At 66.8% G+C, this 24206-nt stretch carries 25 protein-coding genes; 4 read left to right on the top strand and 21 right to left on the bottom strand.

Annotated features, from left to right (window positions below; translation table 11 throughout):
- Positions 1–42 precede the first annotated feature (42 nt).
- Genes GD628_RS14660 through GD628_RS14650 form a run of 3 tightly spaced genes read right to left on the bottom strand, consistent with a single transcriptional unit; the run spans position 43 to position 2089 of the window.
- Positions 43–432, bottom strand: a complete 390-nt coding sequence (locus GD628_RS14660; RefSeq protein ID WP_091606930.1) for a YlxR family protein — start codon at positions 430–432, stop codon at positions 43–45.
- A gap of 58 nt (positions 433–490) precedes the next feature.
- Positions 491–1462 carry a transcription termination factor NusA gene (gene nusA / locus GD628_RS14655; protein ID WP_152275228.1) on the bottom strand — a complete coding sequence of 324 codons (972 nt, stop codon included), beginning with the start codon at positions 1460–1462 and terminating at the stop codon, positions 491–493.
- The gene (locus GD628_RS14650) at positions 1463–2089 is read right to left on the bottom strand and encodes a ribosome maturation factor RimP (protein ID WP_091606206.1); all 627 of its coding nucleotides are present in this window, start codon (positions 2087–2089) and stop codon (positions 1463–1465) included.
- Positions 2090–2195: 106 nt separating this feature from the next.
- Here GD628_RS14650 and GD628_RS14645 point away from each other — a divergent pair, with 106 nt between their 5' ends.
- A complete protein-coding gene (locus GD628_RS14645) occupies positions 2196–3242 on the top strand; it encodes a DUF4439 domain-containing protein (RefSeq protein WP_091606212.1) in 1047 nt (348 codons plus the stop codon).
- Positions 3243–3358: 116 nt separating this feature from the next.
- Positions 3359–4339 carry an aminoglycoside phosphotransferase family protein gene (locus GD628_RS14640; RefSeq protein WP_091606217.1) on the top strand — a complete coding sequence of 327 codons (981 nt, stop codon included), beginning with the start codon at positions 3359–3361 and terminating at the stop codon, positions 4337–4339.
- A gap of 10 nt (positions 4340–4349) precedes the next feature.
- On the opposite strand, the gene GD628_RS14635 is transcribed toward GD628_RS14640, so the two are convergent.
- From GD628_RS14635 to GD628_RS14545, 18 genes are all read right to left on the bottom strand, one after another.
- On the bottom strand, positions 4350–5147 hold the full coding sequence (locus tag GD628_RS14635; RefSeq protein ID WP_091606221.1) for a sulfite exporter TauE/SafE family protein: 798 nt from the start codon (positions 5145–5147) through the stop codon (positions 4350–4352).
- Between the two features lie 7 nt (positions 5148–5154).
- Complete coding sequence (locus tag GD628_RS14630; RefSeq protein WP_091606226.1) at positions 5155–6954, bottom strand: proline--tRNA ligase; 1800 nt, start codon at positions 6952–6954, stop codon at positions 5155–5157.
- 120 nt (positions 6955–7074) lie between these two features.
- Complete coding sequence (locus GD628_RS16550) at positions 7075–7965, bottom strand: hypothetical protein (protein ID WP_193313288.1); 891 nt, start codon at positions 7963–7965, stop codon at positions 7075–7077.
- A 77-nt stretch (positions 7966–8042) separates the two neighbouring features.
- Positions 8043–8894, bottom strand: a complete 852-nt coding sequence (locus tag GD628_RS14615) for a GNAT family N-acetyltransferase (RefSeq protein WP_226802572.1) — start codon at positions 8892–8894, stop codon at positions 8043–8045.
- A gap of 10 nt (positions 8895–8904) precedes the next feature.
- Complete coding sequence (gene ispG / locus GD628_RS14610; protein WP_055240429.1) at positions 8905–10071, bottom strand: flavodoxin-dependent (E)-4-hydroxy-3-methylbut-2-enyl-diphosphate synthase; 1167 nt, start codon at positions 10069–10071, stop codon at positions 8905–8907.
- A gap of 124 nt (positions 10072–10195) precedes the next feature.
- Complete coding sequence (locus GD628_RS14605; protein ID WP_091606243.1) at positions 10196–10489, bottom strand: YciI family protein; 294 nt, start codon at positions 10487–10489, stop codon at positions 10196–10198.
- Positions 10490–10509: 20 nt separating this feature from the next.
- On the bottom strand, positions 10510–10962 hold the full coding sequence (locus GD628_RS14600) for a hypothetical protein (RefSeq protein ID WP_091606247.1): 453 nt from the start codon (positions 10960–10962) through the stop codon (positions 10510–10512).
- A gap of 66 nt (positions 10963–11028) precedes the next feature.
- Positions 11029–11661, bottom strand: coding sequence for a MarR family transcriptional regulator (locus tag GD628_RS14595; RefSeq protein ID WP_091606250.1), 633 nt, complete (start codon positions 11659–11661; stop codon positions 11029–11031).
- Between the two features lie 64 nt (positions 11662–11725).
- A complete protein-coding gene (locus GD628_RS14590) occupies positions 11726–13066 on the bottom strand; it encodes a M50 family metallopeptidase (RefSeq protein WP_152275226.1) in 1341 nt (446 codons plus the stop codon).
- 10 nt (positions 13067–13076) lie between these two features.
- A complete protein-coding gene (gene dxr / locus GD628_RS14585; protein WP_091606255.1) occupies positions 13077–14309 on the bottom strand; it encodes a 1-deoxy-D-xylulose-5-phosphate reductoisomerase in 1233 nt (410 codons plus the stop codon).
- Between the two features lie 108 nt (positions 14310–14417).
- Positions 14418–15095, bottom strand: coding sequence for an SDR family oxidoreductase (locus tag GD628_RS14580; protein ID WP_091606258.1), 678 nt, complete (start codon positions 15093–15095; stop codon positions 14418–14420).
- 81 nt (positions 15096–15176) lie between these two features.
- The gene (locus tag GD628_RS14575) at positions 15177–15995 is read right to left on the bottom strand and encodes an HpcH/HpaI aldolase/citrate lyase family protein (protein WP_091606261.1); all 819 of its coding nucleotides are present in this window, start codon (positions 15993–15995) and stop codon (positions 15177–15179) included.
- Positions 15996–16047: 52 nt separating this feature from the next.
- Entirely contained in the window at positions 16048–16494 is a 447-nt protein-coding gene (locus GD628_RS14570; protein ID WP_091606932.1) for a MaoC family dehydratase, read from the bottom strand.
- Between the two features lie 91 nt (positions 16495–16585).
- Entirely contained in the window at positions 16586–17227 is a 642-nt protein-coding gene (locus GD628_RS14565) for a CoA transferase subunit B (protein ID WP_152275225.1), read from the bottom strand.
- Positions 17227–18018, bottom strand: coding sequence for a CoA transferase subunit A (locus GD628_RS14560; protein ID WP_152275224.1), 792 nt, complete (start codon positions 18016–18018; stop codon positions 17227–17229). The genes GD628_RS14565 and GD628_RS14560 overlap by 1 nt, the downstream gene beginning before the upstream one ends.
- Before the next feature lie 45 nt (positions 18019–18063).
- On the bottom strand, positions 18064–19227 hold the full coding sequence (locus GD628_RS14555) for an acyl-CoA dehydrogenase family protein (protein ID WP_152275223.1): 1164 nt from the start codon (positions 19225–19227) through the stop codon (positions 18064–18066).
- Positions 19214–21295, bottom strand: coding sequence for an ATP-binding protein (locus GD628_RS14550; RefSeq protein ID WP_152275222.1), 2082 nt, complete (start codon positions 21293–21295; stop codon positions 19214–19216). The genes GD628_RS14555 and GD628_RS14550 overlap by 14 nt, the downstream gene beginning before the upstream one ends.
- A gap of 4 nt (positions 21296–21299) precedes the next feature.
- Entirely contained in the window at positions 21300–22904 is a 1605-nt protein-coding gene (locus tag GD628_RS14545) for a carboxyl transferase domain-containing protein (protein ID WP_152275221.1), read from the bottom strand.
- 149 nt (positions 22905–23053) lie between these two features.
- Here GD628_RS14545 and GD628_RS14540 point away from each other — a divergent pair, with 149 nt between their 5' ends.
- On the top strand, positions 23054–23668 hold the full coding sequence (locus GD628_RS14540; protein WP_091606276.1) for a TetR/AcrR family transcriptional regulator: 615 nt from the start codon (positions 23054–23056) through the stop codon (positions 23666–23668).
- A 36-nt stretch (positions 23669–23704) separates the two neighbouring features.
- Positions 23705–24172 (top strand): GNAT family N-acetyltransferase, encoded by a 468-nt coding sequence (locus tag GD628_RS14535; RefSeq protein WP_091606279.1) that lies wholly within the window; start codon positions 23705–23707, stop codon positions 24170–24172.
- Positions 24173–24206 lie beyond the last annotated feature (34 nt).

Raw genomic sequence — 24206 nt, 5'->3', positions numbered from 1 at the left:
GCACAACAAAGTACTCATCGCTGGGTACTCATCGGGTTTCCATCAGATTTCTGACCCGCTTTCAGGTTGGACGGTTTCGAGGGGGTTCCGGGTGGGACCCGCCTCTTGAGCTTCGAACCACTGCTGAACTGCCGCGGGATCGGCCTGTGCCCGGAAGGCACGGCCGAAAGCACGGCGTTTCACAGCTGTTGCGAGGCATGCTGTGTCGGGGTGCAACCAGGCGCCCCGGCCAGACATGCGGCGGCTCTCATCTACCAGGACGGCATTGCTGCCGTTATCTGATTCCAGCGCCAGCCGCATCAGCACGGCCTGGTCATCCTTCTTCCTGCAGCCAATGCATGTCCGCTGTGGAACATGCGCCGATCCTGCCGCAGGCCGCACCGATTCTACGGGCTCCTGCGGTTGCTGGAAGGCGGACGGTGACCCGGCCATATACATTCTACCGCGTTTCTCTTCTCTTGCCTTCATCCCTGCCCGCCGGGCGGGGATGCTAGGCGGACTTCGCGTCGGAAACGATGTCGATCCGCCAGCCCGTGAGCTTCGCTGCGAGGCGGGCGTTCTGCCCTTCCTTGCCGATAGCCAGTGAGAGCTGGTAATCCGGCACCACCACGCGTGCCGAACGCGTATCCGCGTCGGTGATGGTGACCGAGTTTACCCGAGACGGAGAGAGCGCGTTGGCGATGAAGGTCTCCGGGTCTTCGCTGAAGTCCACAATGTCGATCTTCTCGTCATGCAGTTCAGTCATCACCGCACGCACCCGTGATCCCATTTCGCCAATGCAGGCGCCCTTGGCGTTGATGCCCGGGACGTTCGCCTTTACGGCAATCTTGGTCCGGTGGCCGGCCTCACGCGCCAGGGCAACAATCTCCACGGAGCCGTCTGCGATCTCCGGTACTTCCAGTTCGAAGAGCTTGCGAACCAGTCCGGGGTGGGAGCGGGACAGGGTGATGGACGGGCCCTTGAAGCCGCGGCGGACGTCGACGACGAAGGCCCGGACCCGCGTGCCGTGCAGGTACTTCTCCCCCGGCACCTGCTCGGTGGGAGGCAGCAGCGCCTCGATCGAGCCCAGGTTCACCTGGATCATGTTCGGGTTGTTGCCCTGCTGGATCTGCCCGGACACGAGTTCGCCTTCACGGCCCTTGAACTCGCCCAGGATGTTGTCATCCTCTACGTCGCGCAGGCGCTGCAGGATAATCTGCCGGGCAGTGCTGGCTGCGATGCGGCCAAATCCTGCCGGGGTGTCGTCGAACTCGCCAACAGCCTCGCCGTCGTCGTCGAGCTCCGTCGCCCAGATGGTCACGTGTCCGCTCTTGCGGTCCAGCTCTGCGCGGGCCTTTTCCTGCGAGCCCGTGGTCTTGTGGTAGGCGACAAGCAGCGCCTGCTCAATCGTGGGGATCAGCTTGTCCAGCGGAATCTCGCGTTCCGCTTCCAGCAGCCTCAGCGCACTCATATCAATATCCATTTAGGCCTCCTCGGCTGTGCTGTTAATTCCGTCGGCGTCCTCGCCAGCCGGTTCGTCCTCAAGGTGGGCGAATTCAACCTCGACCCGTCCCTTGGCTATCTGGTCGAAAGCAAGGTGCATCTTCTCGCCCTGCTTGGGCTTCATCCCCTTCTTGACCGCGATCTCGGGGATCAGCGTGATGCCCGAATCGTCCACCTCCAGGAGCCGGCCGGTCAGGGCGTCGCCGCGCACCGGGCTCACCGATACCATCCGGCCGGTGTTGCGCCGCCAGTGCCGCCGTTCGGTCAACGGCCGGGAGACGCCCGGGGAGGATACTTCGAGGCTGTAGGGGCGGCCGTCATCCTGGGGATCTGCGTCCATGGCGTCCGAAAGGACGCGGGAAACATCCGCGATCCGGTCCAGGCTCACGCCGCCGCTTTCGGTCTCCGGAAGATCCACGACTACGTGGACGGTCCGGTGGGCACCGGCAATCTTGATCTCGATGTCTTCAAGGAAGAGGTTCTCACCGGCAACTGTGGGAGCCAGGTAGTCCTTGAGCCGCTGCGTCTCCGCAGCTACCTCGGCACGCTGGGCGTCCTTGCGGTAGTTAGACGACGTGTCTTTTTTAGGGCTGGGGCGACCCGCCATTACTGCCTCCCACTAGATGTTGTTGTAGCTCCTAGACTACCGACTTTTCCCAGGCCTCCGGGTCACCGCCGCAGGTGGGGGCCCGTTCGTGGCATGATCGAGTGTTGTGGAGAAGCCCCCGAACGTCCTGCAGCGGCCCGCCGCACGCCCTTCCAGGGCCGCCGCGGCCGCCGGCTTCTTCCGCCGCACTCTCGCTTTGGGGCTTCTGGCCTGCGTGGTCGCCTCGCTGGGCCTGACGGCTGGAACCGGGGCCGAACCGGAACGGCCCCGCTCCTTTTCCGAACAGGCGCTGAATGAGGCGTTCGCCACGTCCCGAGTGCTGGCTGCCCAGGCCGAGTCCCTTGCCGGCTCCCTGGATGCCGAACCTGCCGCCGAGCTGCGGGCCGCTGCCGAGACCCTGAACCAGCAGTCGCTGCTGCTGACCAGCCCCGGCGGCGCAGCTGCCGCCCGGCAGCCGGCCGCAGCACAGGTCCAGCCCTATCCCCGGGCGCTGCTTGAATCCGCCAGGAAGAACCTGGCCGCGGCCGGCCGGGCTGATTACGGAACCGCGCGCCTGCTGGCCGCCGCCGGAACCGGGCAGCTCCTGCTGGCCGAACGGACGGCACAGGCGCTGGGGGATCCCCTGGGCCAGCTGCCGGATTCCGGCTGGACTCCCGTGCTCGAGGACCAGCCGAGATGCTCCGGCGGGGACCGGACCGTCCTGCAGGACCGGCCCGGCGCCGCGGAATCCCTGCAAGCAGCCATAAACGCCGAATACGGAGCCGCGTACGGCTACGAAGTGGCCCAGGCCCAGGCCGGGAGCGGGTTCACGGTCCTGGGGCAGCCGCCGGCCCAGCGCCGGAGCGCCCATCTGGAAGCAGGCGAGGAAGGCGTCCGGCTGCTGCCGGACCTGTGCCTGCCGGAAGTCACTCCCCTGCCCGCCTGGTCACTGGATCCGGCGTTCCTTGCCGATCCCGTCACCAGCCTCCAGGAACTGGAAGCAACCATCCCCGGCGTCTACGCGGACCTGGCCGGAAGCAGCGACGGCGCCGTGCGTTCCTGGGCCATCGACCGCCTGGTGGAAGCATCCCGCCTGGTGTACTCCACCGCAGAGGTCCCGCCCGCTCCTGGCCTGGATGCCGAACCGGCGCACCTTCCCTGGGCTGCTGCCTAGGCAGTCCACTGGCATGGCCGGGATCCGGCCCCTAGGCTTGGTGGGTGGCAGGAGCAGGCCGCCACGCCCGCAGCATCAGCCCGTCACGGCCCCAGGCCAGCAGGAGGCACCCCCCTATGGCATCCGCCGTCGTAGTTCCCGAAGCCCTGCGCAGGCGCTACCTGCGCTCGCGTGAAGGCCGAAGCTGGGTCGACAGCCTTCCGCGCCTCGCGGACGAGGCAATGGATGCCTTCGGGCTGAGACCGGATGAATCCGTCGTGGAAACCTGGCACGGCCACGGAGCACTGGTGCTGCCGGTCCGCACCGCCGGCGGCTCCCCGGCAGTGCTGAAACTGCCGTTCCCCCATCCGGAGGCTGAATCCGAAGCGCCGGCGCTGCAGCTCTGGTCCGGCCGCGGCGCCGTCCGCCTGCTGGACCGGGACCCTGCAGGCTCCGCCCTGCTGCTTGAACGGCTGGACCCGGAGAGGAGCCTGATGCAGGTTCCCGTCGCCGAGGCGGTCCAGGCTTGGGGAGGTCTGGTCCGTGAGCTGGGCATCCCCGAATCCGGAGAACCGGAATGGGCCGGCATACCCTCAGCCGCCGAAAGGGCAGAGCAGCTCTCCGATGAGCTTCCTGCCGAATGGGAAGCGCTGGGCCGGCCCTTTGAGCGCTGGCTGCTGGAGGAGGCACTGGCTGTCTGCCAGACCCGCGGCGTGGTGGGCCGGCGGAGCAGCCGTGACGTCCTGGTGCACGCGGACCTGCATTTCGACAACGTGTTGGCCCGGCCCGGTGGCGGCTGGGCTGCCATAGATCCGCAGGCTGTGTGCGGGGAGGCCGAGTACGCGGTGGCCCCCATGCTGTGGAACCGGCTCGGAGACCTCGCTCCGGGTGCTCCGGAGCGTTCCCTGGTGCAGCGGCTGCACGGTCTCTGCGAGGCTGGCGGTCTGGACGCCGACGCCGCAGCGGAGTGGAGCATCCTGCGGGAAGTAGCCAACGCGCTGGAGTATCTCCGCGACGGAATGCCCGCCGATGCGCAGCGTTCGGTGTGGGTCGCCGCGGCTGTGGCAGGAAAGACCCATCCCGGGCTTCCGCCGGTACATGAGCTGCCGGCCGCCTAGGGGCGCGCGGTTAGCCCTGGAAGTTTTCCATCCAGACGTCGGTGCCGAGTTTGATGATCAGCGCGCCAACCACCACCAGGAACACGATGCGAATGAACCTGCTTCCCTTTGTGACCGCCATGCGTGCCCCGATGTAGCCGCCGGTCATGTTGGCCAGGCCGAGGACCAGCCCCAGGCCCCACAGCAGCGAGCCGTGCGGAAGGAAGAAAGCCAGCGCGCCGATGTTGGTTGCCATGTTCACGATCTTCGCCTTGGCGCTGGCGGCCAGGAAGTTATAGCCCAGCAGGGTCACCATGGCGATGATGAGGAAGGAGCCCGTTCCCGGGCCAATCAGGCCGTCATAGAACCCGATGACGGCACCGATCGCACCGGCTGTGGCATAGTGCCGGTTCCCGGAGTGCCGGAGCTTGGTCAGTTCCCCCACGGTGGGTTTCGTGGCAGTGAAGACGGCGACGACGACCAGCGCCACCACGATGATCGGCTTGAACACCGAGGACGGCAGTGAAGCCGCCAGCACCGCTCCGCCAAAGCTGCCCGCAAGTGCCACTCCGGCCATGGGCAGGGCCGTTTTCAGGTCCGGGTGGGCGCGGCGATAGTAGGTGAGCGCACTGGTGGTGGTCCCGAAGACAGACCCCATCTTGTTGGTCGCCAGCGCCTGCACGGGAGAGATTCCGGGCACGAGGAGCAGCGCCGGCAGCTGGAGCAGGCCGCCTCCGCCCACCACGGCGTCGATCCAGCCTGCGGCGAGGCCCGCCACCACCACGAGGGCGATGGTGGCGAGCGTTATGTCCTCAAGCCCCGAGACCACCTGCGGCTCAGCCGCGGGCGGCGCGGAGTACGTACTCCACGGCCTCTGCAACCGGCACGTTCTCGGCTTCGCCGGTAGCGCGGTCCTTGATTTCGACGACGCCGTCCGCCAGGCCGCGGCCCACCACCAGGATGGTGGGAACGCCGATCAGTTCGGCATCGCCGAACTTCACGCCGGGGGAAACCTTGGGGCGGTCGTCATAAATAACTTCGAGGCCTGCTGCTTCGAGGTCCCCGGAGAGCTTGGCAGCGGCTTCGAAAATCTCGTCACCGCGGCCGGTGGCAACAACGTGGACGTCCGCGGGCGCGACGGCGCGTGGCCAGATAATGCCCTTCTCATCCCGGTTGGACTCGGCCAGGGCTGCGACGGCGCGGGTGACGCCCACACCGTAGGAGCCCATGGTCACGGTGGCCAGCTTGCCGTTCTTGTCCAGGACCTTCAGGCCCAGCGCTTCGGCGTACTTGCGGCCGAGCTGGAAGATGTGGCCCATTTCGATTCCGCGGGCTGCTTCGAGCGGGCCGGATCCATCCGGAGCCTCGTCACCCTCGCGGACCTCAACGGCTTCGATGACGCCGTCCCAACCGAAGTCGCGCTCCGCAACCAAGCCAAGGACGTGCTTGCCGGGCTCATTCGCTCCAGTGATCCAGGCGGTGCCGGCAACCACACGGGGGTCCACCAGGTACAGCAGACCGGTGGAGGACTCCGTCCCCAGGACAGCTTCGTCCCGGTTCAGCCCCGGGCCGATGTAGCCCTTGACCAGCCCGGGGTGCTTCTTGAGGTCCTCATCCGTGGCGGCTTCTACGCCGAGCTCGCCGGACATTTCAAGGTGCGAGCCAATGTTCGCTTCGATGCGCTTCAGGTCCACGGCGCGGTCCCCGGGAACACCGACGACGACGATCTGCCGCTCACCGGTGGGCAGCGTCACGGCCAGGACAACGTTCTTGAGCGTGTCTGCGGCGGTCCATTCACCGGAGTCCTTGGCGAAGCGTGCGTTGACGTCGGCCACCAGGGTGTCGATGGTGGGTGTGTCCGGGGTGTCCACCACCTGCGCGGCGGGCGCGTTGGCGTAGTCGACGGCCTCGGGGGCAACGGTGGTCACTGCCTCAACGTTGGCCGCGTAGCCGCCGGCCGACCGGACGTAGGTGTCCTCGCCAACCGGGGTCGGGTGCAGGAATTCCTCGCTCTTGGACCCGCCCATGGCGCCGGACACCGCGGAGACCACAACGACGTCGAGCCCCAGGCGTTCGAAGATGCGCAGGTAGGCGCCGCGGTGCGCCTGGTAGCTCGCTTCCAGGCCTTCGTCGTCGATGTCGAAGGAGTAGGAGTCCTTCATGATGAACTCGCGGCCGCGGAGCAGGCCGGCCCGCGGGCGGGCTTCGTCGCGGTACTTGTTCTGGATCTGGAAGAGGGAGACCGGCAGGTCCTTGTAGGAGCTGTAGAGGTCCTTCACCAGGAGGGTGAACATTTCCTCATGGGTGGGAGCCAGCAGGTAATCCGCGCCCTTGCGGTCCTGGAGGCGGAAGAGGTTGTCCCCGTACTCCGTCCAGCGGTTGGATGCTTCGTAGGGTTCGCGCGGCAGCAGCGCCGGGAAGTGGACTTCCTGGGCGCCGATCTCAGCCATTTCCTCGCGGATGATGGTCTCCACCTTGCCCAGGACGCGCAGGCCCAGGGGCAGCCACGAATAGATGCCGGGAGCGGCGCGGCGAATGTAGCCGGCACGTACCAGCAGGCGGTGGCTGGCGACGTCGGCGTCTGCCGGGTCTTCGCGCAGGGTGCGCAGGAAAAGGGTGGAAAGTCGAAGGACCACGCGTCGAATCCGTTTCCGCAGCCTCAGGCTGCACCAAAGTGGGAAGTTTCTCCCTACTAATCTAGCCCCTGGTGCCGGGTGAGCCGGACACGGCAGGGCCGGTGCCGTTAGCGGCACCGGCTAGCGGGAGGCCAGGCCCAGTTCCGTCAGGACCGCGTCGATGAGCAGGCCCGCTTCTTCAGCGGACCGCTGCGCGTCCCGGGGCGCCGGCAGCGACGCGACGAGGCGCACGTTCCCGGTCCTGGCGCTGACCACCACGAGGCGCGTGTTTCCCGCAGCGGAACTCGCTGCGGTGTCCAGCGCCAGGATGTGCTCCGCGGCAGTAGTGACCTCCAGGCGGGTGTTCGTCACCGTGACGGTAGCGCCGTCACCGGCCATGCGGACTTCCGCACAGTCGGAAAGGACTGCCTCGTCAATGTAGTCGAGGGTGTCGAGGATGGATTCGTCGGCGTAGGCCGCTACGTTGAGGACGCTCGCGGCCCCTGCGTCCGTGCCGTAGGCGAGACCGGCCAGCGAGGCATCCTGCACCGCGGACACCGAGGCGGTGGCGGCGATTTCCGCGCAGGCAGCAGGTTCGAAGGTCACCTCGGTTCCTGCAGCGGCCTCAGTATCCGGCAGCACTGCACGCAGTGCTGCCTCGCTGAGGACTTGGCCGTCCAGTGCCAGGGAGCGGTTGGCTGCGGCAACGGCGGCTTCGAGCCGTGCCGAACTGAATTCGGGATTCCCAGCGCCCGCTGGGCTGCCGGAACTTCCGCCCGGCGATGCGAACCCGGGCGGCGCCGCGCCCCGGGCAGCGTCCGTGCCGGGCCTGCTGCCGGGCCCCGTTTCCGGCCCGGTTTCCTGCCCCGTTGACGGCGCCGGGGACGGCGCAGGTGCCGCCGGTGCACCCGCTCCGGGGTCCGCCGGCACCGTGACCGAGGGCGCTCCGGAGCTTTCCCCGGGCACGCCCGAGCAAGCTGGGAGCAGCAGGGCTGCGGCCAGCAGGCAGGAGAGGAACCGGACCCGGGTCATGGTCGTCCCAGCCTAGGGCGCGCCGGGACGGAAGGTAAGGCTGATGCCGCTGCACCCGCGGTTTTGGGCGCTGGCAGCTAGAACAGGATGGTCGCGAAGGTACCTACCTGGCGGAACCCCACGGATTCGTAGGTCGCCCGCGCAGGGGTGTTGTAGGAGTTCACGTACAGGCTGGTGACCGGCGCAAGTTCCTGCGCGAACCGGACGACGGCGGACATGTACGCAGCGCTCAGGCCCCGTCCGCGGTAGGCCGGATTCATCCAGACCCCCTGGACCTGGACAGCACGGCTGGAGACGGTTCCCAGCTCAGCCTTGAAGATCACCTGTCCGGCGGCGTCGAACTCCACCAGCGAGTGGCCGTTCTGGATCAGGGAGAGAACCCGCTGGCGGTAATGCCTGCTGCCGCCGGCAACGGGTGAGTAGCCGACTTCTTCTTCGAACATGGCCGTGCAGGCGGGCAGCAGCCGGTCCAGGTCAGCCGGGCGGGCCCGGCGCAGGCCGGGAGCCGGCGTCACCGGCGACGGCCCGGCGATTTCCAGAAGCGGCTGGTCGCTGCGCACATCGAAGGGACGCGGCGAGTTGTGCTGCAGCTCGGACCACAGGGACAGCACGGCCTCCGCCGGGCCGAACACCGAGGAAAAGCGGCGGCCGGTACGGGCCAGGTAGGCACCGATCTCCGGGCCGTTTTCGGCAGTGACGCCGGTGGGCACAACGTTGACTCCCGCCCAGCACGCAGCGGTGAGCCTTCCGTCGTCGAACACTCCCAGCACCTGGCCGCCCGCCGCCGTGGGAGCAGCGGTACGGGTGGTTTCAAGGTGCGAAAGCAGGAACGTGTTAGCCACCGGGTCTGCGGCGGCAAGTTCGGTGAGTGCCGGGGTGTCAGCCGCACCGAGGATGCGCAGCGTTCCCGTCATGTTTCCGCTGCGCATCTTCTCCGTCCTAGCCGACGGTAACCATGGGGCCACCCGTGCCAGCATCCTCGCCATCGGCCTCCCCCATGTCCTCGGCGATCCTCATCGCTTCTTCGATCAGGGTTTCAACAATCTGGTCTTCCGGAACGGTCTTGATGACTTCGCCCTTGACGAAGATCTGGCCCTTTCCGTTACCGGAGGCTACACCCAGATCGGCCTCGCGCGCCTCACCCGGTCCGTTTACTACGCAGCCCATGACAGCGACGCGGAGCGGAACTTCCATGCCTTCGAGTCCGGCGGTGACCTGCTCGGCGAGGGTATAGACGTCCACCTGGGCGCGGCCGCAGGAGGGGCAGGAGACAATTTCGAGCTTCCTCGGCCGCAGGTTCAGCGACTGAAGGATCTGGTTGCCAACCTTGATTTCCTCCACCGGCGGTGCCGAGAGGGAGACGCGGATGGTGTCGCCGATGCCCTTGGAGAGCAGTGCACCGAAAGCGGTGGCGGACTTGATGGTTCCTTGGAAGGCCGGGCCTGCCTCTGTGACGCCCAGGTGCAGGGGCCAGTCGCCGCGCTCTGCGAGCAGCTCGTACGCGCGGACCATCACCACCGGGTCGTTGTGCTTTACGGAGATCTTGAAGTCGTGGAAGTCGTGTTCCTCGAAGAGGCTGGCTTCCCAGACGGCGGACTCGACCAGCGCTTCGGGAGTGGCCTTGCCGTACTTGGCCAGCAGGCGGGGGTCCAGCGACCCGGCGTTGACGCCGATCCGGATGGACACGCCGGCGTCCTTGGCTTCCTTGGCGATCTGCTTGACCTGGTCATCGAACTTGCGGATGTTGCCCGGGTTCACGCGGACCGCAGCGCAGCCGGCTTCGATGGCCGCGTACACGTACTTCGGCTGGAAGTGGATGTCCGCAATCACCGGGATCTGCGACTTCTTGGCGATGATGGGCAGCGCCGCTGCGTCATCGGCGCTGGGGCAGGCCACGCGCACAATGTCGCAGCCCGACGCCGTGAGCTCGGCGATCTGCTGGAGGGTGGCGTTGATGTCCGTGGTGGGCGTGGTGGTCATCGACTGCACACTGATCGGGAAGTCTGACCCGACCCCTACGGAGCCCACCTTGATCTGGCGGGTTTTGCGCCTCGGGGCAAGGACGGGCGGCGGTGCTGCTGGCATTCCTAGGTTGACCGAGGTCAAAACATCCTCCATGTGCCCTGCGGGCAGTTCATTAGTCTCCGGCGGCGGGGATAAGCGCGCCTGTCCTATTATCCACCCGCCTGCCGCACGCTGTGCCGCAGGCGGGTGGAATATCACTCAGGGCTTAGCCCGCCAGGTGCGCAAAGGCACCCGTGACCGGCTTCCACTCGGTGGTCTTGAGTCCGGAGATGCCGCCGCCAACGGCGAGCGGATCCTGCTTCAGCAGGTTGTTCAGCTCGTCTTCGTCTGCGGCAGTGAAGATGAGCAGCGCGCCGGCGCCGTCAGTGAACGGACCGCTGGCCAGGACCTTGCCCTCTTCAACCAGCGCGGCAAGCCATTCGCGGTGGGCCGGACGGTGCTCGTCCCGCACTGCTGCCGATTCGGCGTCGTACACGTACTCAACTGCAAAAATACTCATGATTCCCACCCTAAGGGATGTCAGCCGTGCAGCAGCGCCACCCGAACGGCGGCGGCAATGCCCACGGCCCAGAGCATGGAGGCCAGGGTTCCGATGATGAACCGCTCGGCGGCGGCCGGTGTCTCCTTGAGTTCGGCGTACCGGCCAAGTCCCTTGATGGCGACTACGTACGCTATGGCAACCGGCTCATCAGCGAGCACGGCAGCTGCCACGGCGAGCCGTTCCAGGAACCCAATCACCAGTCCGCCGCGAAGGACCACGGGCCCGGCCGGCCGCGGCGGGCGGCTGGGCAGCGGCGGAATCACGGGCTCCCCGGCCAGGTCATGGACCTGGTCCGCGGCCGGGTCGCGGGCGGGGTCAGGTCCGGGGCGGGCGGCTTCCACCGCACGCGCCAGTTTCAGCACTCCGCTGGTGACCGGCCATCCGCCGACGGCAGCCGCCGCCAGGCCCAGCACGATCCAGAGCAGGTCCATGGAACTCCTTGTCTTCCTCGAGATGGCAGAAACTGCACGTCTCGGCGCTGTAACGGGCAGTTTCTGCTATCTCGGCGGAGAACCGGCTGCGCGGTCCGCCCGGTCGAGGAGCACCGCTGCTGCGGGACGGGCGGCCCACTCTTCCTGCCATTTGGCCCGCTGGACGGCGTTGCTCACTGCCTGGGAACTGACCCCGAGCATACGTGCTGCGGCGCTTTGGGCTCCCCATTTGTGCGGGTCGACGTGTTCCAGAATCCGCCACTCCGCTTCGCTGCGGCCGCAGACCAGCCCGGCGATCAGGACCAGCACGGCCTCGGCATGCGCGGCCGCTTCAGCGGCTTCTTCACCGGCTTCCGGCGCGGCGGCGACGGCGAGGGGCGGACGGTCACCGGTTTTCTTGGCGCGGTCGACGGCGGCGCGCGCGGCGATGAACGCCTCTCCCCCGGCTTCCCGTGAGGAGGCCGGCAGGGGCCGTCCGACCGTGCCTACGCCTATTCCTACGGACCAGCCGCCCTGGCGCAGCGCCGCCAGGGCCGCGTTCACTGCAGCATCCGCAGACGAGGCCACGCCCTGCACCTCGTCCCCCACGGTCCGCTCAAACGGAAGCTCCAGTTCTTCGGAACCCAGCAGGTTGAGCAGCTCCGGCACCCGGTCAGCAGTCTTGCGGCTGTCCTTTTGGTCGATCGTCAGTACGAACATGCCTGAAACCGTATTCGATTGCAAAAAGATTTACAAGCAAAATAGGTTTCAGTTTCATTTGAAACTAGAAAAAACTGACGGGCTTCACGATGTCCGCGTAGATCAGCAGGGCACCCATTCCCATGAGCAGCACCGCGACCACGTACGTCACCGGCAGCAGCTTAGCCATGTCAAACGGCCCGGGGTCGGGTCGGCGGAACAGCCTGGCGACACCGCGGCGCAGCGACTCCCACAGGGCGCCCGCCACGTGTCCGCCGTCCAGCGGCAGCAGCGGAATCAGGTTGAACACGAACAGTGCCAGGTTCACGCTGCCCACAAGGCCGATCAGTACAGCCACCCGGTTCTGCACCGGGGACTCTTCCATGGAGGAAATTTCACCGGCAATCCGGCCAACGCCTACTACGGACATGGGACCGTTGGGATCGCGTTCCTCGGAGGAGAAGGCAGCCTGCGCAACGTCGGCGAGGCGCTGCGGAAGGTTGATGACGACGCCGGCAATTCCCTGCAGGTTCTCCCCCACCATGGGCAGCACTTCGGTGGCGGGCTGGCGCACCAGCGCGGTCTGGGAGCCGACGCCGATGAAGCCGACTTCTTCGGTCACCGGGTTGCCCGCATCATCGAGGACCGGTGTGCCGTCCTCTTCCGTGACGGGACGTTCGGTCAGCAGCGGGGTGATGGCGGTTTCGGCCTCGACGCCGTTCCGCTCATAGGTCACGGTGACGGAGCGCCCGGCGGCTTCGCGGATCAGCTCTGAGAGCTGCGCCCATTCCTGCACCGGCTGCCCGTCGAAGCGGGTGATCGTGTCTCCGGGGAGCAGTCCTGCCTCGTGCGCGGGAGCCGCAGGGTCCGTGTCCGCACATTCGGTCTGGCCGGCCGCCGCCTGGCTGCCGCTGATCACGCATTCGTTCACCGAGGCGAGGGTGGTGGTGGCCTGGGCGTTGCCAAAGCCCATCAGCAGCACGGCGAAGAGCACGACGCCGATGAGCAGGTTCATGAAGGGCCCGCCCAGCATGATGATGATCCGCTTCCAGACCGGAAGTTTGTAGAAGACCCGGTTCTCGTCACCGGGCTCCAGCCGGTCCGTTTCGGCCTGCCTGGCGTCCACGGCGAGCTGCTGGAACATGCCGGTGCTGGAGCGGCGCACATCGCCGTCGTGCGTTTCCTTGTTGGGCGGGAACATGCCGATCATCGACACGTAGCCCCCCAGGGGCAGGGCCTTGACGCCGTACTCGGTTTCGCCGCGGCGGCGGGAGAACATGGTGGGGCCGAAGCCGATCATGTACTGCGTCACGCGGACCTTGAACGCCTTGGCCGGCAGCAGGTGGCCAACCTCATGCAGCGCGATCGATACCGCGATGCCGGCGGCCACGAACAGCACGCCGAGGATAAAAAGTAGAACGCTCAACGGAACTTCCTTAGTTCTTGCGGCCTCCGCCGATTCGTGCCCGGGCTGCGGCCCGGGCCCACTTTTCCGCCGCCAGCACGGAGTCAAGTGTCAGTTCACCGGACTCGGTGTGCTCGGCCAGAACGGCGGCGATCGTATCAACTATGTCTGTGAATCCGATGAGACCGTCGTGGAAGGCATCAACGGCTTCCTCGTTGGCCGCGTTGTAGACCGCCATGCCGGTTCCGCCGGAGGCAGCTGCTTCCTTGGCCAGGCGGACCGCCGGGAACGCTTCCTCATCCAGCGGCTCGAAGGTCCATTCGGTGGCTTTGGTCCAGTCGCAGGGCGCTGCGGCGCCGGGCACGCGCTCCGGCCAGCCCATTCCCAGGGCGATGGGCAGCTTCATGTCCGGCGGGGAGGCCTGGGCAATGGTGGAACCGTCAGTGAACTGCACCATTGAGTGCACTATCGACTGCGGATGCACCACGACGTCGATCTTCTCCAGGGGCACGTCGAACAGCAGGTGGGCCTCAATGACTTCCAATGCCTTGTTGACCATGGTGGCGGAGTTGGTGGTGACCATCCGCCCCATTTTCCAGGTGGGGTGGGCCAGTGCCTGTTCGGGCGTCACGTCTGCGAGTTCGTCCCGGCGGCGGCCGCGGAAGGGTCCGCCGGAAGCCGTGACCACCAGCCGGTCAACTTCCTCGAACGTGCCGGAGCGCAGCGCCTGGGCCAGGGCCGAGTGCTCTGAATCCACGGGGACCAGCTGGCCGGGACGGGCGGCCTGCTTGACCAGGGCGCCCCCCACGATCAGTGATTCCTTGTTGGCCAGGGCCAGCATTGAACCGGCTGCCAGCGCTGCCAGGGTCGGTTCCAGGCCGATTGACCCGGTCATGCCGTTGAGGACAACTTCGGCCTCGGGCCAGGCGGCGACGGCAGTGGCCGCACCCGCGCCGACGAACAGTTCGGGGTCATACCCGGTCACGGCGGCCTCGTCGCAGGCACGGCGCAGGGCATCCTTCAGCGTCGCCAGGTCCACTGCTGCGCAGCCGACGGCGGCGGCGCGGGTGTGGACGGCCTGCCGCGCCAGCAGGTCCAGGTTGTTACCGCCGGCTGCCAGCGCCACAATGCGGAAACGGTCCGGGGCAGCGTCCGCGACGTCGATGGCCTGGGTTCCGATGGAACCGGTGGAGCCGAGCAGGACCACGCGGCGGGGAATCCGCGGGCCGGTGGACGGTGCCGGCCGGTCAGAGGCTGCTGTCATCGGTTCGGTGGGCTCAGGTAGCTGCATGCCTACCAGTATCCCGCACCGGGTGCCCCCACTGCGTCAGCTGCGGGAGCGGGTACCAGGGATGCCGGGGCGTTGTCCCGCTTACAACGCGGAGTGCAGGGCATCCACGGCATCCGGGATCGGATCCGTTCCGGTCACCAGTCCCAGGACCTGTCCGCTGCCGCGGCCGGTTTTGGCCAGCTCCGCCAGCACCGCTGCAACGTCCTGGCGCGGAATGGTGCTGGACGGCACTACCGGTGCCAGCTCCACCAGCCCTACGGGAGCGCCGTCGGTCAGCGTGCCCGGCCGGATGATGGTCCAGTCCAGCTCTGTCCGTGCCATCAGATCTTCCTCCGCGGCGCGCTTGGCCAGCAGGTAGGCGTACATGGCGTCCTGGAGGCCTTCGGGCCGCGCACCGCCGATGACGGCTTCGGTACCTGCTGAGGACACCTGGATCAGGCGGCTGACTCCGGCCTGCTCCGCGGCTTCGGCGAGCAGCACCGCACCGGCCCTGTCCACGCTGTCCTTCCGCTCAACACTGCTGCCTGGTCCGGCCCCTGCTGCGAACACGGCCAGGTCCGCACCGGTGAGCACCTGGGTGAGGTCTTCCAGTGTGCTGTTCTCCAGGTCCAGGATCACCGGTGCCACCCGGTCTGCTTCAAGGTCGGCAGCCTGGTCCGGGTTGCGGATCAGGCCGGCGACGTCGTGGTCCGCGGCAACCAGGAGCCTGCCGGTTTCGCGTGCAATCTGCCCGTGGGCTCCAGCTATGACAATGCGCATAGCCCCAGTATCCGCGGTGCCTGCCCGCCCCGTCTGCCGGGTGCACAAACTCCGCGCCGCAGGAGGGCAATTACCTCCGTGTCAGCCTGCAATTCCGGCACGGCGGAGGGTCTGCTCGGCCTGGCGCAGCAGCGGACCGTCAATCATTTCGCCCCGGAAGCTGAAGACTCCGCCCTTGCCCCTGGCAGCCTCAAGCAGTTCACGGGCATAGGTTTTGTCTTCCTCGGAGGGCGCGTAAGCTGCCCGGACTGCGGCCACCTGCCCCGGATGGATGCAGGCCTTGGCCGCGAAACCCGATGCCGCGCCGTCGCGGGCTTCTTCCTCCAGCCCGGCGGTGTCCTCAATGTTCCCGTAGATGGAGTCGATGGCACCCTTGCCGTAGGCGCCTGCCGCAAGGAGGACGGTGGACCGGGCCTGGACCGCCACGGGCCGGTACGTGCCGTCGGCCCGGCGGCTGGATTCGCCGCCCAGGGACGCCAGGAGGTCCTCGGCTCCCCACATCAGCGCGTCCACGTTCTTCTCCCGTGCAATGTCCGGGGCACGCAGCACACCGAGTGCGGTTTCGATGAGAGCGATGACGCTCACGTGCCGCAGGGCGCGGCCAATTTCTCCCGGATCCTCCGCCTTGGCGGCCATGACGTAACGGTAGCCGGTGGCGGCGAGCGCCTCCATGTCGGCACGGAAGGACGTGCTGTGCACCGGGTTCACCCGCACGATGGTCCTGTCCGGGTCCAGCGCGGACGCGGCCAGGTTCTCGCGTGCTTGTTCCTTGTCTTCGAAGGCGACGGCGTCTTCAAGGTCCAGGATGACGGCGTCCGCCCGCTGGGCAGCCTTCTCGAAGCGCTCCGGACGGTCCGCCGGGCAGAACAGCAGTGCAGGTCCCATGGGGAAAGTAGTCATTGGCTTGGCTCCTTGCCTCGCGTTTCACGGATTCATACCAACGTACCGGCGATCATCCCTGCCGCGCTTCCCTGCCGGCCTGCGGGAAGCCGTCGGAGGTCCACATCAGTGCCGTTCGGGTGAATGTCGCCACCACGGTTCCGTCCTGGTTGTGTCCGGTGTGTTCCAGCGTCACGATGCCCTGTCCCGGCCGGGATCCGGAGAGCCGCTTCGCCGCTACGCGGGTCTGCGAATACAGGGTGTCTGCGTGGAAGAGCGGATGCGGAAAGGCGATGTCCGTCAGGCCCAGCTGCGCCACGAGTGTTCCCTGCGTGAGCTGGCTGACTGACTGCCCCACCATGACGGCCAGGGTCAGCATCGAGTTGACCAGGCGCTGCCCATAGGGCTGGCCCGCGCTGTAGGCGGCGTCCAGGTGCAGCGGCTGGGTGTTCATGGTCAGGGTGCTGAAAAGGACGTTGTCCGCCTCGGTCAGCGTGCGGCCCGGACGGTGCGCATACATCGTGCCGGGCTCAAGTTCGTCGAAGAACAGTCCGCGCTGCACTACCAGCTTCCCCTGGGCCGCGTCTGGGCCAGCGGCTCCGCCGGCCCGCTCAGACGCCAAGGGCCACCTCCAGCGGCGCTCCGGTGGCGGCAACCACGTCCTCGATCGAGACGCCGGGGGCAGTTTCGCGCAGGATCAGCCCTTCCGGGCCAACCTCGATGACTGCGAGGTCCGTGACGACCAGGTCCACGCAGCCGCGTCCGGTCAGCGGCAGGGAACACTCAGAGACAATCTTGGGCCTGCCGGCGCGGTCAACGTGCTCCATCATGACGATCACGCGTTTGGCGCCAAACACCAGGTCCATGGCTCCACCCATGCCCTTGACCATCTTTCCCGGGATCATCCAGTTGGCCAGGTCCCCGTTGGCGGCAACTTCCATGGCACCAAGAACCGCCACGTCCACGTGGCCGCCGCGGATCATGCCGAAGGACAGCGCGGAGTCGAAGAAAGCCGCTCCCCTGTTCACCGTGACGGTTTCCTTGCCGGCGTTGATCAGGTCCGGGTCCAGGGCTGCTTCCTGCGGGTAGGGCCCGACGCCGAGGATTCCGTTTTCCGAGTGCAGCACCACCTCCACGCCGTCGGGGATGAAGTTGGGGATCAGGGTGGGCATGCCGATGCCGAGGTTCACGTACTGGCCGTTTTCGAGCTCCTGCGCCACGCGGGCGGCCAGCTCATTGCGGGTGAGTGCCATTAGTTTGCCTCCCTGGTGCCGTTGTTCCGGGCGCCGGCTGATGCTGATGCGACCGTCCGCTTCTCGATGCGCTTCTCCCCCGGCCCGGCCAGCACTACCCGCTGGACGAAGATACCCGGAACATGGACTTCCCCCGGGTCAAGTTCGCCGGGCTCCACCAGCTCTTCCACCTCGGCAATGGTGATCCCTCCGGCCATGGCGCAGAGCGGATTGAAGTTCATGGCGGAGGCATGGAACACAAGGTTTCCGTGGCGGTCGCCCTTCCACGCGTGGACCAGGGCGTAATCCGGGGTCAAGGCCTCCTCCAGCACGTACTCCCGTCCCCCGAAGCTGCGCACTTCCTTGGGCGCCGATGCCTGCGCCACCTGGCCCCCGGCGTCGTACTTTTGCGGCAGGCCGCCTTCGCTGACCTGCGTTCCCACGCCCGCCGCCGTATAGAAGGCAGGAATGCCTGCGCCGCCGGCGCGCAGCTTTTCGGCCAGGGTTCCCTGCGGGGTGAGGACCACCTCGAGTTCACCGGCCAGGAACTGCCGGGCGAACTCCTTGTTCTCCCCCACGTAGGAGCTGACGGTGCGGCGAATCCGGTGGTCGGCCAGCAGCAGGCCCAGCCCCCAGTCATCCACGCCGCAGTTGTTGGAGACCGTCTCGAGTTCGTCCGCCCCCTGCGCATGAAGGGCGGAGATCAGGACCTCCGGGATTCCGCAGAGCCCAAACCCGCCTACGGCCAGCGATGCACCGCTGGGGATGTCTGCCACGGCTTCTTCGGCCGTGGCCACTGTCTTGTCGATCATGGTGTTGTCCGTTCGTTAATCGCCGTTGACTAACCCGTTCCGGCCCTACAGTCCCAGTTCCCGGGCAATGAGCATGAGCTGGACTTCGGTGGTGCCTTCCCCGATTTCAAGGATCTTCGAGTCCCGGTAATGCCGTGCCACCGGGAATTCGTTGATGAAACCGTAGCCGCCAAAGACCTGGGTTGCATCCCTTGCGTTGTCCATTGCCGCTTCTCCGGCCACGAGCTTGGCCATGGCGGCCTGGGTCTTGAACGGTTTGCCGGCCAGCATCCGGGCAGCGGCGTCGTAATAGGCCAGCCGGGCGTTATGGGCGCGGGTCTGCATGCGGGCAATCTTGAAGGAGATGGACTGGTTGCTCCCAATCGTGGTCCCGAAGGCCATGCGCTCGTTGGCGTAGCGCAGGGCCTCGTCCACGCAGCCCTGCGCCGCACCGGTGGCCAGGGCGGCAATGGCGATCCGGCCTTCGTCCAGGATCTGCAGGAAGTTCGCGAAGCCCCGGCCCTCAGCGCCCAGCAGGTTCTCCTGCGGAACCCGCACGTCCGCGAGCGCGAGCGGATGGGTATCCGACGCGTTCCAGCCCACCTTGTTGTAGGCCTTCTCCACGGTAAAACCGGGAGTGCCGGAGGGAACGATGATGGTGGAGATGTGCTTGCGCACCGAACCGTCCGGGTTTTCGGTAGTCCCGGTTACGGCCGTCACCGTCACCAGCGAGGTGATGTCCGTGCCGGAATTGGTGATGAATTCCTTGCTGCCGTTGATCACCCACTGGCCGTCCTCCAGACGGGCGGTGGTCTTGGTGCCGCCTGCGTCGGAGCCTGCTTCGCTTTCGGTCAGGCCGAATCCGGCGAGCGCGGTGCCCGAAGCCAGGGGCGGCAGCCACCGCTGCTTCTGCTCCTCGGTACCGAACCGGTAGATGGGCATGGCGCCGAGGGAGACACCGGCCTCCAGGGTGATGGCTACTGACTGGTCAACGCGGGCCAGCTGCTCCAGTGCAAGGGCCAGGGCGAAGTAGTCCCCGCCCATGCCGCCGTACTCCTCCGGGAAGGGCAGGCCGAACAGTCCCATCTCCGCCATCTGCTCCACCACCTTGTACGGGAAGGAGTGTTCGGCGTCGTGCTGGGCGGCTACCGGCGCAACGACTTCCTCGGCGAACTCCCGGACGGTGTCCGAGAGGACCTGGTGTTCTTCACTGAGTTCAAAGCTCGGCATCGCCTGCTCCTTGGGTTGTGGTTCCGGGATCTTTCGGAGGAACGACTGTGGCCAGCACCTGCCCGGCCTTGACCAGATCCCCCGGCCGGAGGGTGATTGATACGCGTCCGGCCACCGGGGCGCTGAGCTGGTGCTCCATCTTCATGGCTTCCACCGCGAGCAGTGTCTGGCCGGCTTCAACCGTGTCCCCGTTCGCGGCGGCCACGGTGACCACGGTGCCGGGCATCGGCGAGCGCAGCACGGGGTCCGCCGCGCCTTCGCTCCTGCCCGCGGCTGCCAGCTCGGCCCGCAGTATTTCGCGGCGGCCGGGCAGCTCCATCGCTGCGGTGTAGCCGTCCCGGCTGGTCCAGAGCATCGGCGTCCCGCCGGGCCCGCGGGAAAAGGCGTACAGCATCGAATGCACGACGCCGTCCAGCACCAGCCGCAGGCCGGTTCCGTCCAGGTCAATTCCGGCCCGGACTGCCGGCTGTCCATCGATGCTGATCTCCGCGTTCTCCGGGCCGCCGAGTACCTCGACGACGCGGGTCGTGCCGGCGGCTTGGACGGTCACCGCCAGCGGGTGCCTTCGGCCGATCCGCCATCCGTCTGCCCGGCTCCATGCAGACGGCGGGTTAGGCTCCCCGCGGCCGCCGGGCCCGGGGATCCTGCCCTGCAGGACCGCGAGCCGGAGCAGCGCGGCAGCTGCAAGTTCGGGCATTCCGGGATGCTGGAACGCCAGTTCGGGGAGGCGCCGCTCAATCAGCGTGGTGTCCAGCTCCCCGGCCTGCACGGCCGGGTCCGCAAGCAGCAGGCGGAGGTACTCGGTGTTGGTTCCGATTCCCAGGATCACGGTCTGGGCCAGGGCGGTGTCCAGCCGCCGGAGCGCCTGCTGCCGGTCTGCACCCCAGGCGATGACCTTAGCGAGCATCGGATCATAGCTGGAAGAGACGTCCTGTCCGGTAAGCAGTCCCGAATCGGTGCGGATGCCATCGCCGCCGGCCTCCCGGAGCATTTCGACCCGTCCGGCGGTGGGAAGGAACCCGGCCGCCGGATCCTCTGCGTAGACCCTTGCCTCTATTGCGTGCCCTTCAAGCCGGACCTGTCCCTGGCTTATGTCCAGCCGCTCTCCGGCCGCAATGCGGACCTGCCATTCCACCAGGTCTATTCCGGTGACCATCTCGGTGACGGGGTGCTCCACCTGCAGCCGGGTGTTCATCTCCATGAAGAAGAACTCGTCCGGAGCCTCTCCGGAGACCAGGAATTCCACGGTTCCGGCTCCGGTGTAGTCCACGGACCGTGCCGCCTCGCAGGCTGCGGCGCCGATCCGTTCCCGGGTGGCGGCGTCGAGCAGGACCGAGGGCGCTTCCTCGATGACCTTCTGGTGACGGCGCTGCAGGGAACATTCCCGTTCGCCCAGGTGGATGACGTTGCCGTGGGTATCTGCAAGGACCTGGACTTCAATGTGCCGGGGGGAGGAAACAAGGCGTTCCAGGAACAGGGTGTCATCCCCGAATGCCGCTGCAGCCACGCGCCGGGCCGAGGCGAGCGCGGCGGGCAGGTCCGCGGGATCGGTGACCGCGTGCATGCCCTTGCCGCCGCCCCCTGCCGACGGCTTGATCAGCAGCGGATAGCCCACTCCGGCCGCAGCAGCGCTCAGCTCCCCGTCGCCAAGTCCGGGCTCGGCGATCCCGGGGATGACAGGTACGCCGTACCCGGCCACATGGTTCTTGGACTGGATCTTGTCCCCCATCAGCTCCAGCGCCTTGATGCCGGGGCCAATAAAGGTGATGCCGTTTTCAGCGAGCAGCCGGGCAAAGGAGGCGTTTTCGCTGAGGAACCCGTAACCCGGGTGCACGGCCTCCGCGCCGGAGAGGCGGCAGGCGGCGAGCACCGCCTGGGCATTGAGATAGCTGCTGCGCGGGTCCGCCGGGCCGAGGCGCACGGCGGTGTCCGCCTCGCGCACGTGGCGGGCACCGGCGTCGGCGTCGCTGTAGACGGCAACGCTGCGCAGTCCCAGCTTCCTGAGCGTGCGGATGACCCGGCAGGCTATTTCTCCGCGGTTGGCTACCAGAACAGTCGTAAATCTCATGTGCTCACATCCGGAAGAGGCCGAAGGAAGTTTCGGGAAGCGGTGCGTTGGCGCAGACGTCCAGGGCCAGGCCCAGCACGGTGCGGGTGTCCTGCGGATCTATGATCCCGTCGTCCCACAGGCGTGCGGTCGAGTAGTAGGGGCTGCCCTGCGCCTCATAGTCCTGGCGGATGGGTTCGCGGAAGGATTCCTCCTCCTCGGCGCTCCACTCTTCGCCGCGGGCCTCGAGTCCGTCCCGGCGAACCGTTGCCAGCACGGCAGCGGCCTGGTTTCCGCCCATCACGGAGATCCGCGCGGCAGGCCACATCCAGAGGAAGCGCGGCGAGTACGACCGGCCGCACATGGAGTAGTTGCCTGCGCCGAAGGAACCGCCGATCACCACGGTCAGTTTCGGGACCCGGCAGGTGGCCACGGCAGTGACCATTTTGGCGCCGTGCCGGGCGATTCCGCCGGCTTCGTAGTCGCGGCCCACCATGAAGCCGGAGATGTTCTGGAGGAAGATCAGCGGAATGCCGCGCTGGTCGCACAGTTCGATGAAGTGCGCCCCCTTTTGCGCGGATTCGCTGAACAGCACACCGTTGTTCGCCACAATTCCCACGCGGTGGCCGTGCAGCCGGGCGAAGCCGGTGACCAGGGTGGCGCCGTACTCCTTCTTGAATTCGTGGAATTCGCTTCCGTCGGTGATCCGGGCAATAACCTCCCGCACGTCATACGGGCTCTGCAGGTCTGCCGGAACGGCCGCGTAGAGTTCCCCGGGATCCGCTTCCGGTTCCACGGCCGGGACAGGCTGCCAGGCACGCAGCGGTTCGGGGAACGTCTCGGCGATGTCCCGGACAATTTCAAGTGCATGGGCATCGTTCTCGGCCAGGTGGTCGGTTACTCCGGAGGTGCGCGAATGCAGCTCGCCGCCGCCCAGCTCCTCCGCCGTCACCACCTCCCCGATGGCCGCTTTCACCAGCGGCGGCCCACCCAGGAAGATGGTGCCCTGATTGCGCACAATCACGGTTTCGTCGCTCATGGCCGGTACATAGGCGCCGCCGGCGGTGCAGGACCCCAGGACGGCTGCGATCTGCGGGATCTTCGCGGCGGACATCCGTGCCTGGTTGTAGAAAATGCGGCCGAAGTGTTCCCGGTCGGGGAACACCTCATCCTGCAGCGGCAGGAAAGCACCGCCGGAATCAACCAGGTAAATGCAGGGAAGCCTGTTTTCCAGGGCGATCTCCTGGGCACGCAGGTGCTTCTTCACCGTCATGGGGTAATAGGTTCCGCCCTTGACCGTCGCGTCATTCGAAAGCACCATGACGTGCCGTCCGTGAACCAGCCCAATGCCGGCAATCAGTCCGGCCGCCGGGCACTCGCCTCCGTACATGCCGTTCGCTGCCAGGGGCGCAATCTCCAGGAATGGACTGCCGTCATCCAGCAGCGCCTCGATCCTTTCCCTCGGAAGGAGCTTGCCCCGGGAAGTGTGCTTCTCCCGGGAACGGGCCGGTCCGCCCTGCGCGGTTTCGGCCAGGCGTTTGTGCAGCTCCCCGGCCAGCATCCGCTGGGCCGCCTCATTGGCGGCATACTGCTCAGATGCCGGGTCCAGCGCTGTGGCAAGGGTCTCCATCGACTTCCTTAGGTTGAGCGTCTCCGGCACTGCCCGCCGGAGCACCGGCGTTGGTTAATGCCCGCTAACTCAAATTAGGTTAGTGGCTATTAACTGACGTGTCCACCACAATGGAAGGGTTGCCAACAGAAAACCGCGGAAAGGCAGGCATGGATTCCACTAAGAGCACCCCGCGCACCGTAACGGGCCGGAGCGCCGCGAAGGCCTCCCGGCGCGCGGCGATGCTGGACGCTGCAGCCGCGCTGTTCGCGGAGAAAGGCTACAACGGTGTCTCCATCGAGGAACTCGGCGCAGCTGCGGGTGTCAGCGGACCGGCTGTCTACCGCCATTTCAGCGGCAAACCGGCTCTGCTCTCCGCCCTGCTGATCGGAGTCAGCAAGGATCTGCTGGAAGGCGGGATAGCCGTCGTCGCCGAGTCTGACACCGCCGAAGCCGCCCTGAGCGGACTGATCGAGTTCCAGGTGGATTTTGCACTGCGGCAGTCCAACGTCATCCGGGTCCAGGACCGTGACCTGGCCAGCCTGCCCGAAGAGGACGAGCGTACCGTCCGCCAGCTCCAGCGCCAGTACGTGGAGGTTTGGGTGGACGCCATTTCCGCCCTGCACCCCAAGGCTGAACTGGCGCTGCTGCGCCACCGGGCGCAGGCAGTGTTCGGACTGATCAACTCCACTTCCCATACACTGAACAGCAAAACCACCGCCCGTGAGACGGTCAAACTGCGCGGCCTGCTTGAACGCATGGCTTGGGCCGCACTGAATGCCTAGTAGGCTAAGAAAAACCCCCGAGCAGAAAGACCTGCCGTGATTGAGCTTCGTGCCGTAGAACCGGGCGACGTTGATGAGTTCTTCACCCATCAGCTGGACCCGGGCGCCAACCATATGGCTGCTTTTGCCGCCAAGAATCCTGCGGACCGGGGTGTTTTCGACCTCCACTGGCAGCAGATCCTCAGCGACCCGGGCATCACCGTGCGCACCATCGTTGCCGACGGAGAGGTTGTGGGCTCCATCCTCGCCTACCGGGACGGCAGCATCCCGGAGATCAGCTACTGGATTGACCGCGAGCGCTGGGGGCAGGGAATTACGACGGCGGCCGTGGGCCTCTTCCTCGAAGAGTTCCCCGAGCGCCCCATCCGGGCGCGGGCTGTCGCAGACAACGTGAGCTCCATCCGCATCCTTGAACGCTACGGCTTCAAGGTCATCGGCGAGGCCCAGTCCTTCGCCAATGCCCGCGGCGCGGTAGTCCGCGAGCTGGAACTTGAGCTCGCCTAGCAGCACACAGCCTTACTGCAGCAGGGCCCCATAT

Origin of the sequence: Arthrobacter koreensis (assembly GCF_009193255.1) — a bacterium.
Taxonomy (GTDB): Bacteria; Actinomycetota; Actinomycetes; order Actinomycetales; family Micrococcaceae; genus Arthrobacter_B; species Arthrobacter_B koreensis.
The sequence above is the reverse complement of the archived record's forward strand: the minus strand, read 5'-3'. Positions and strand labels throughout refer to the sequence as shown.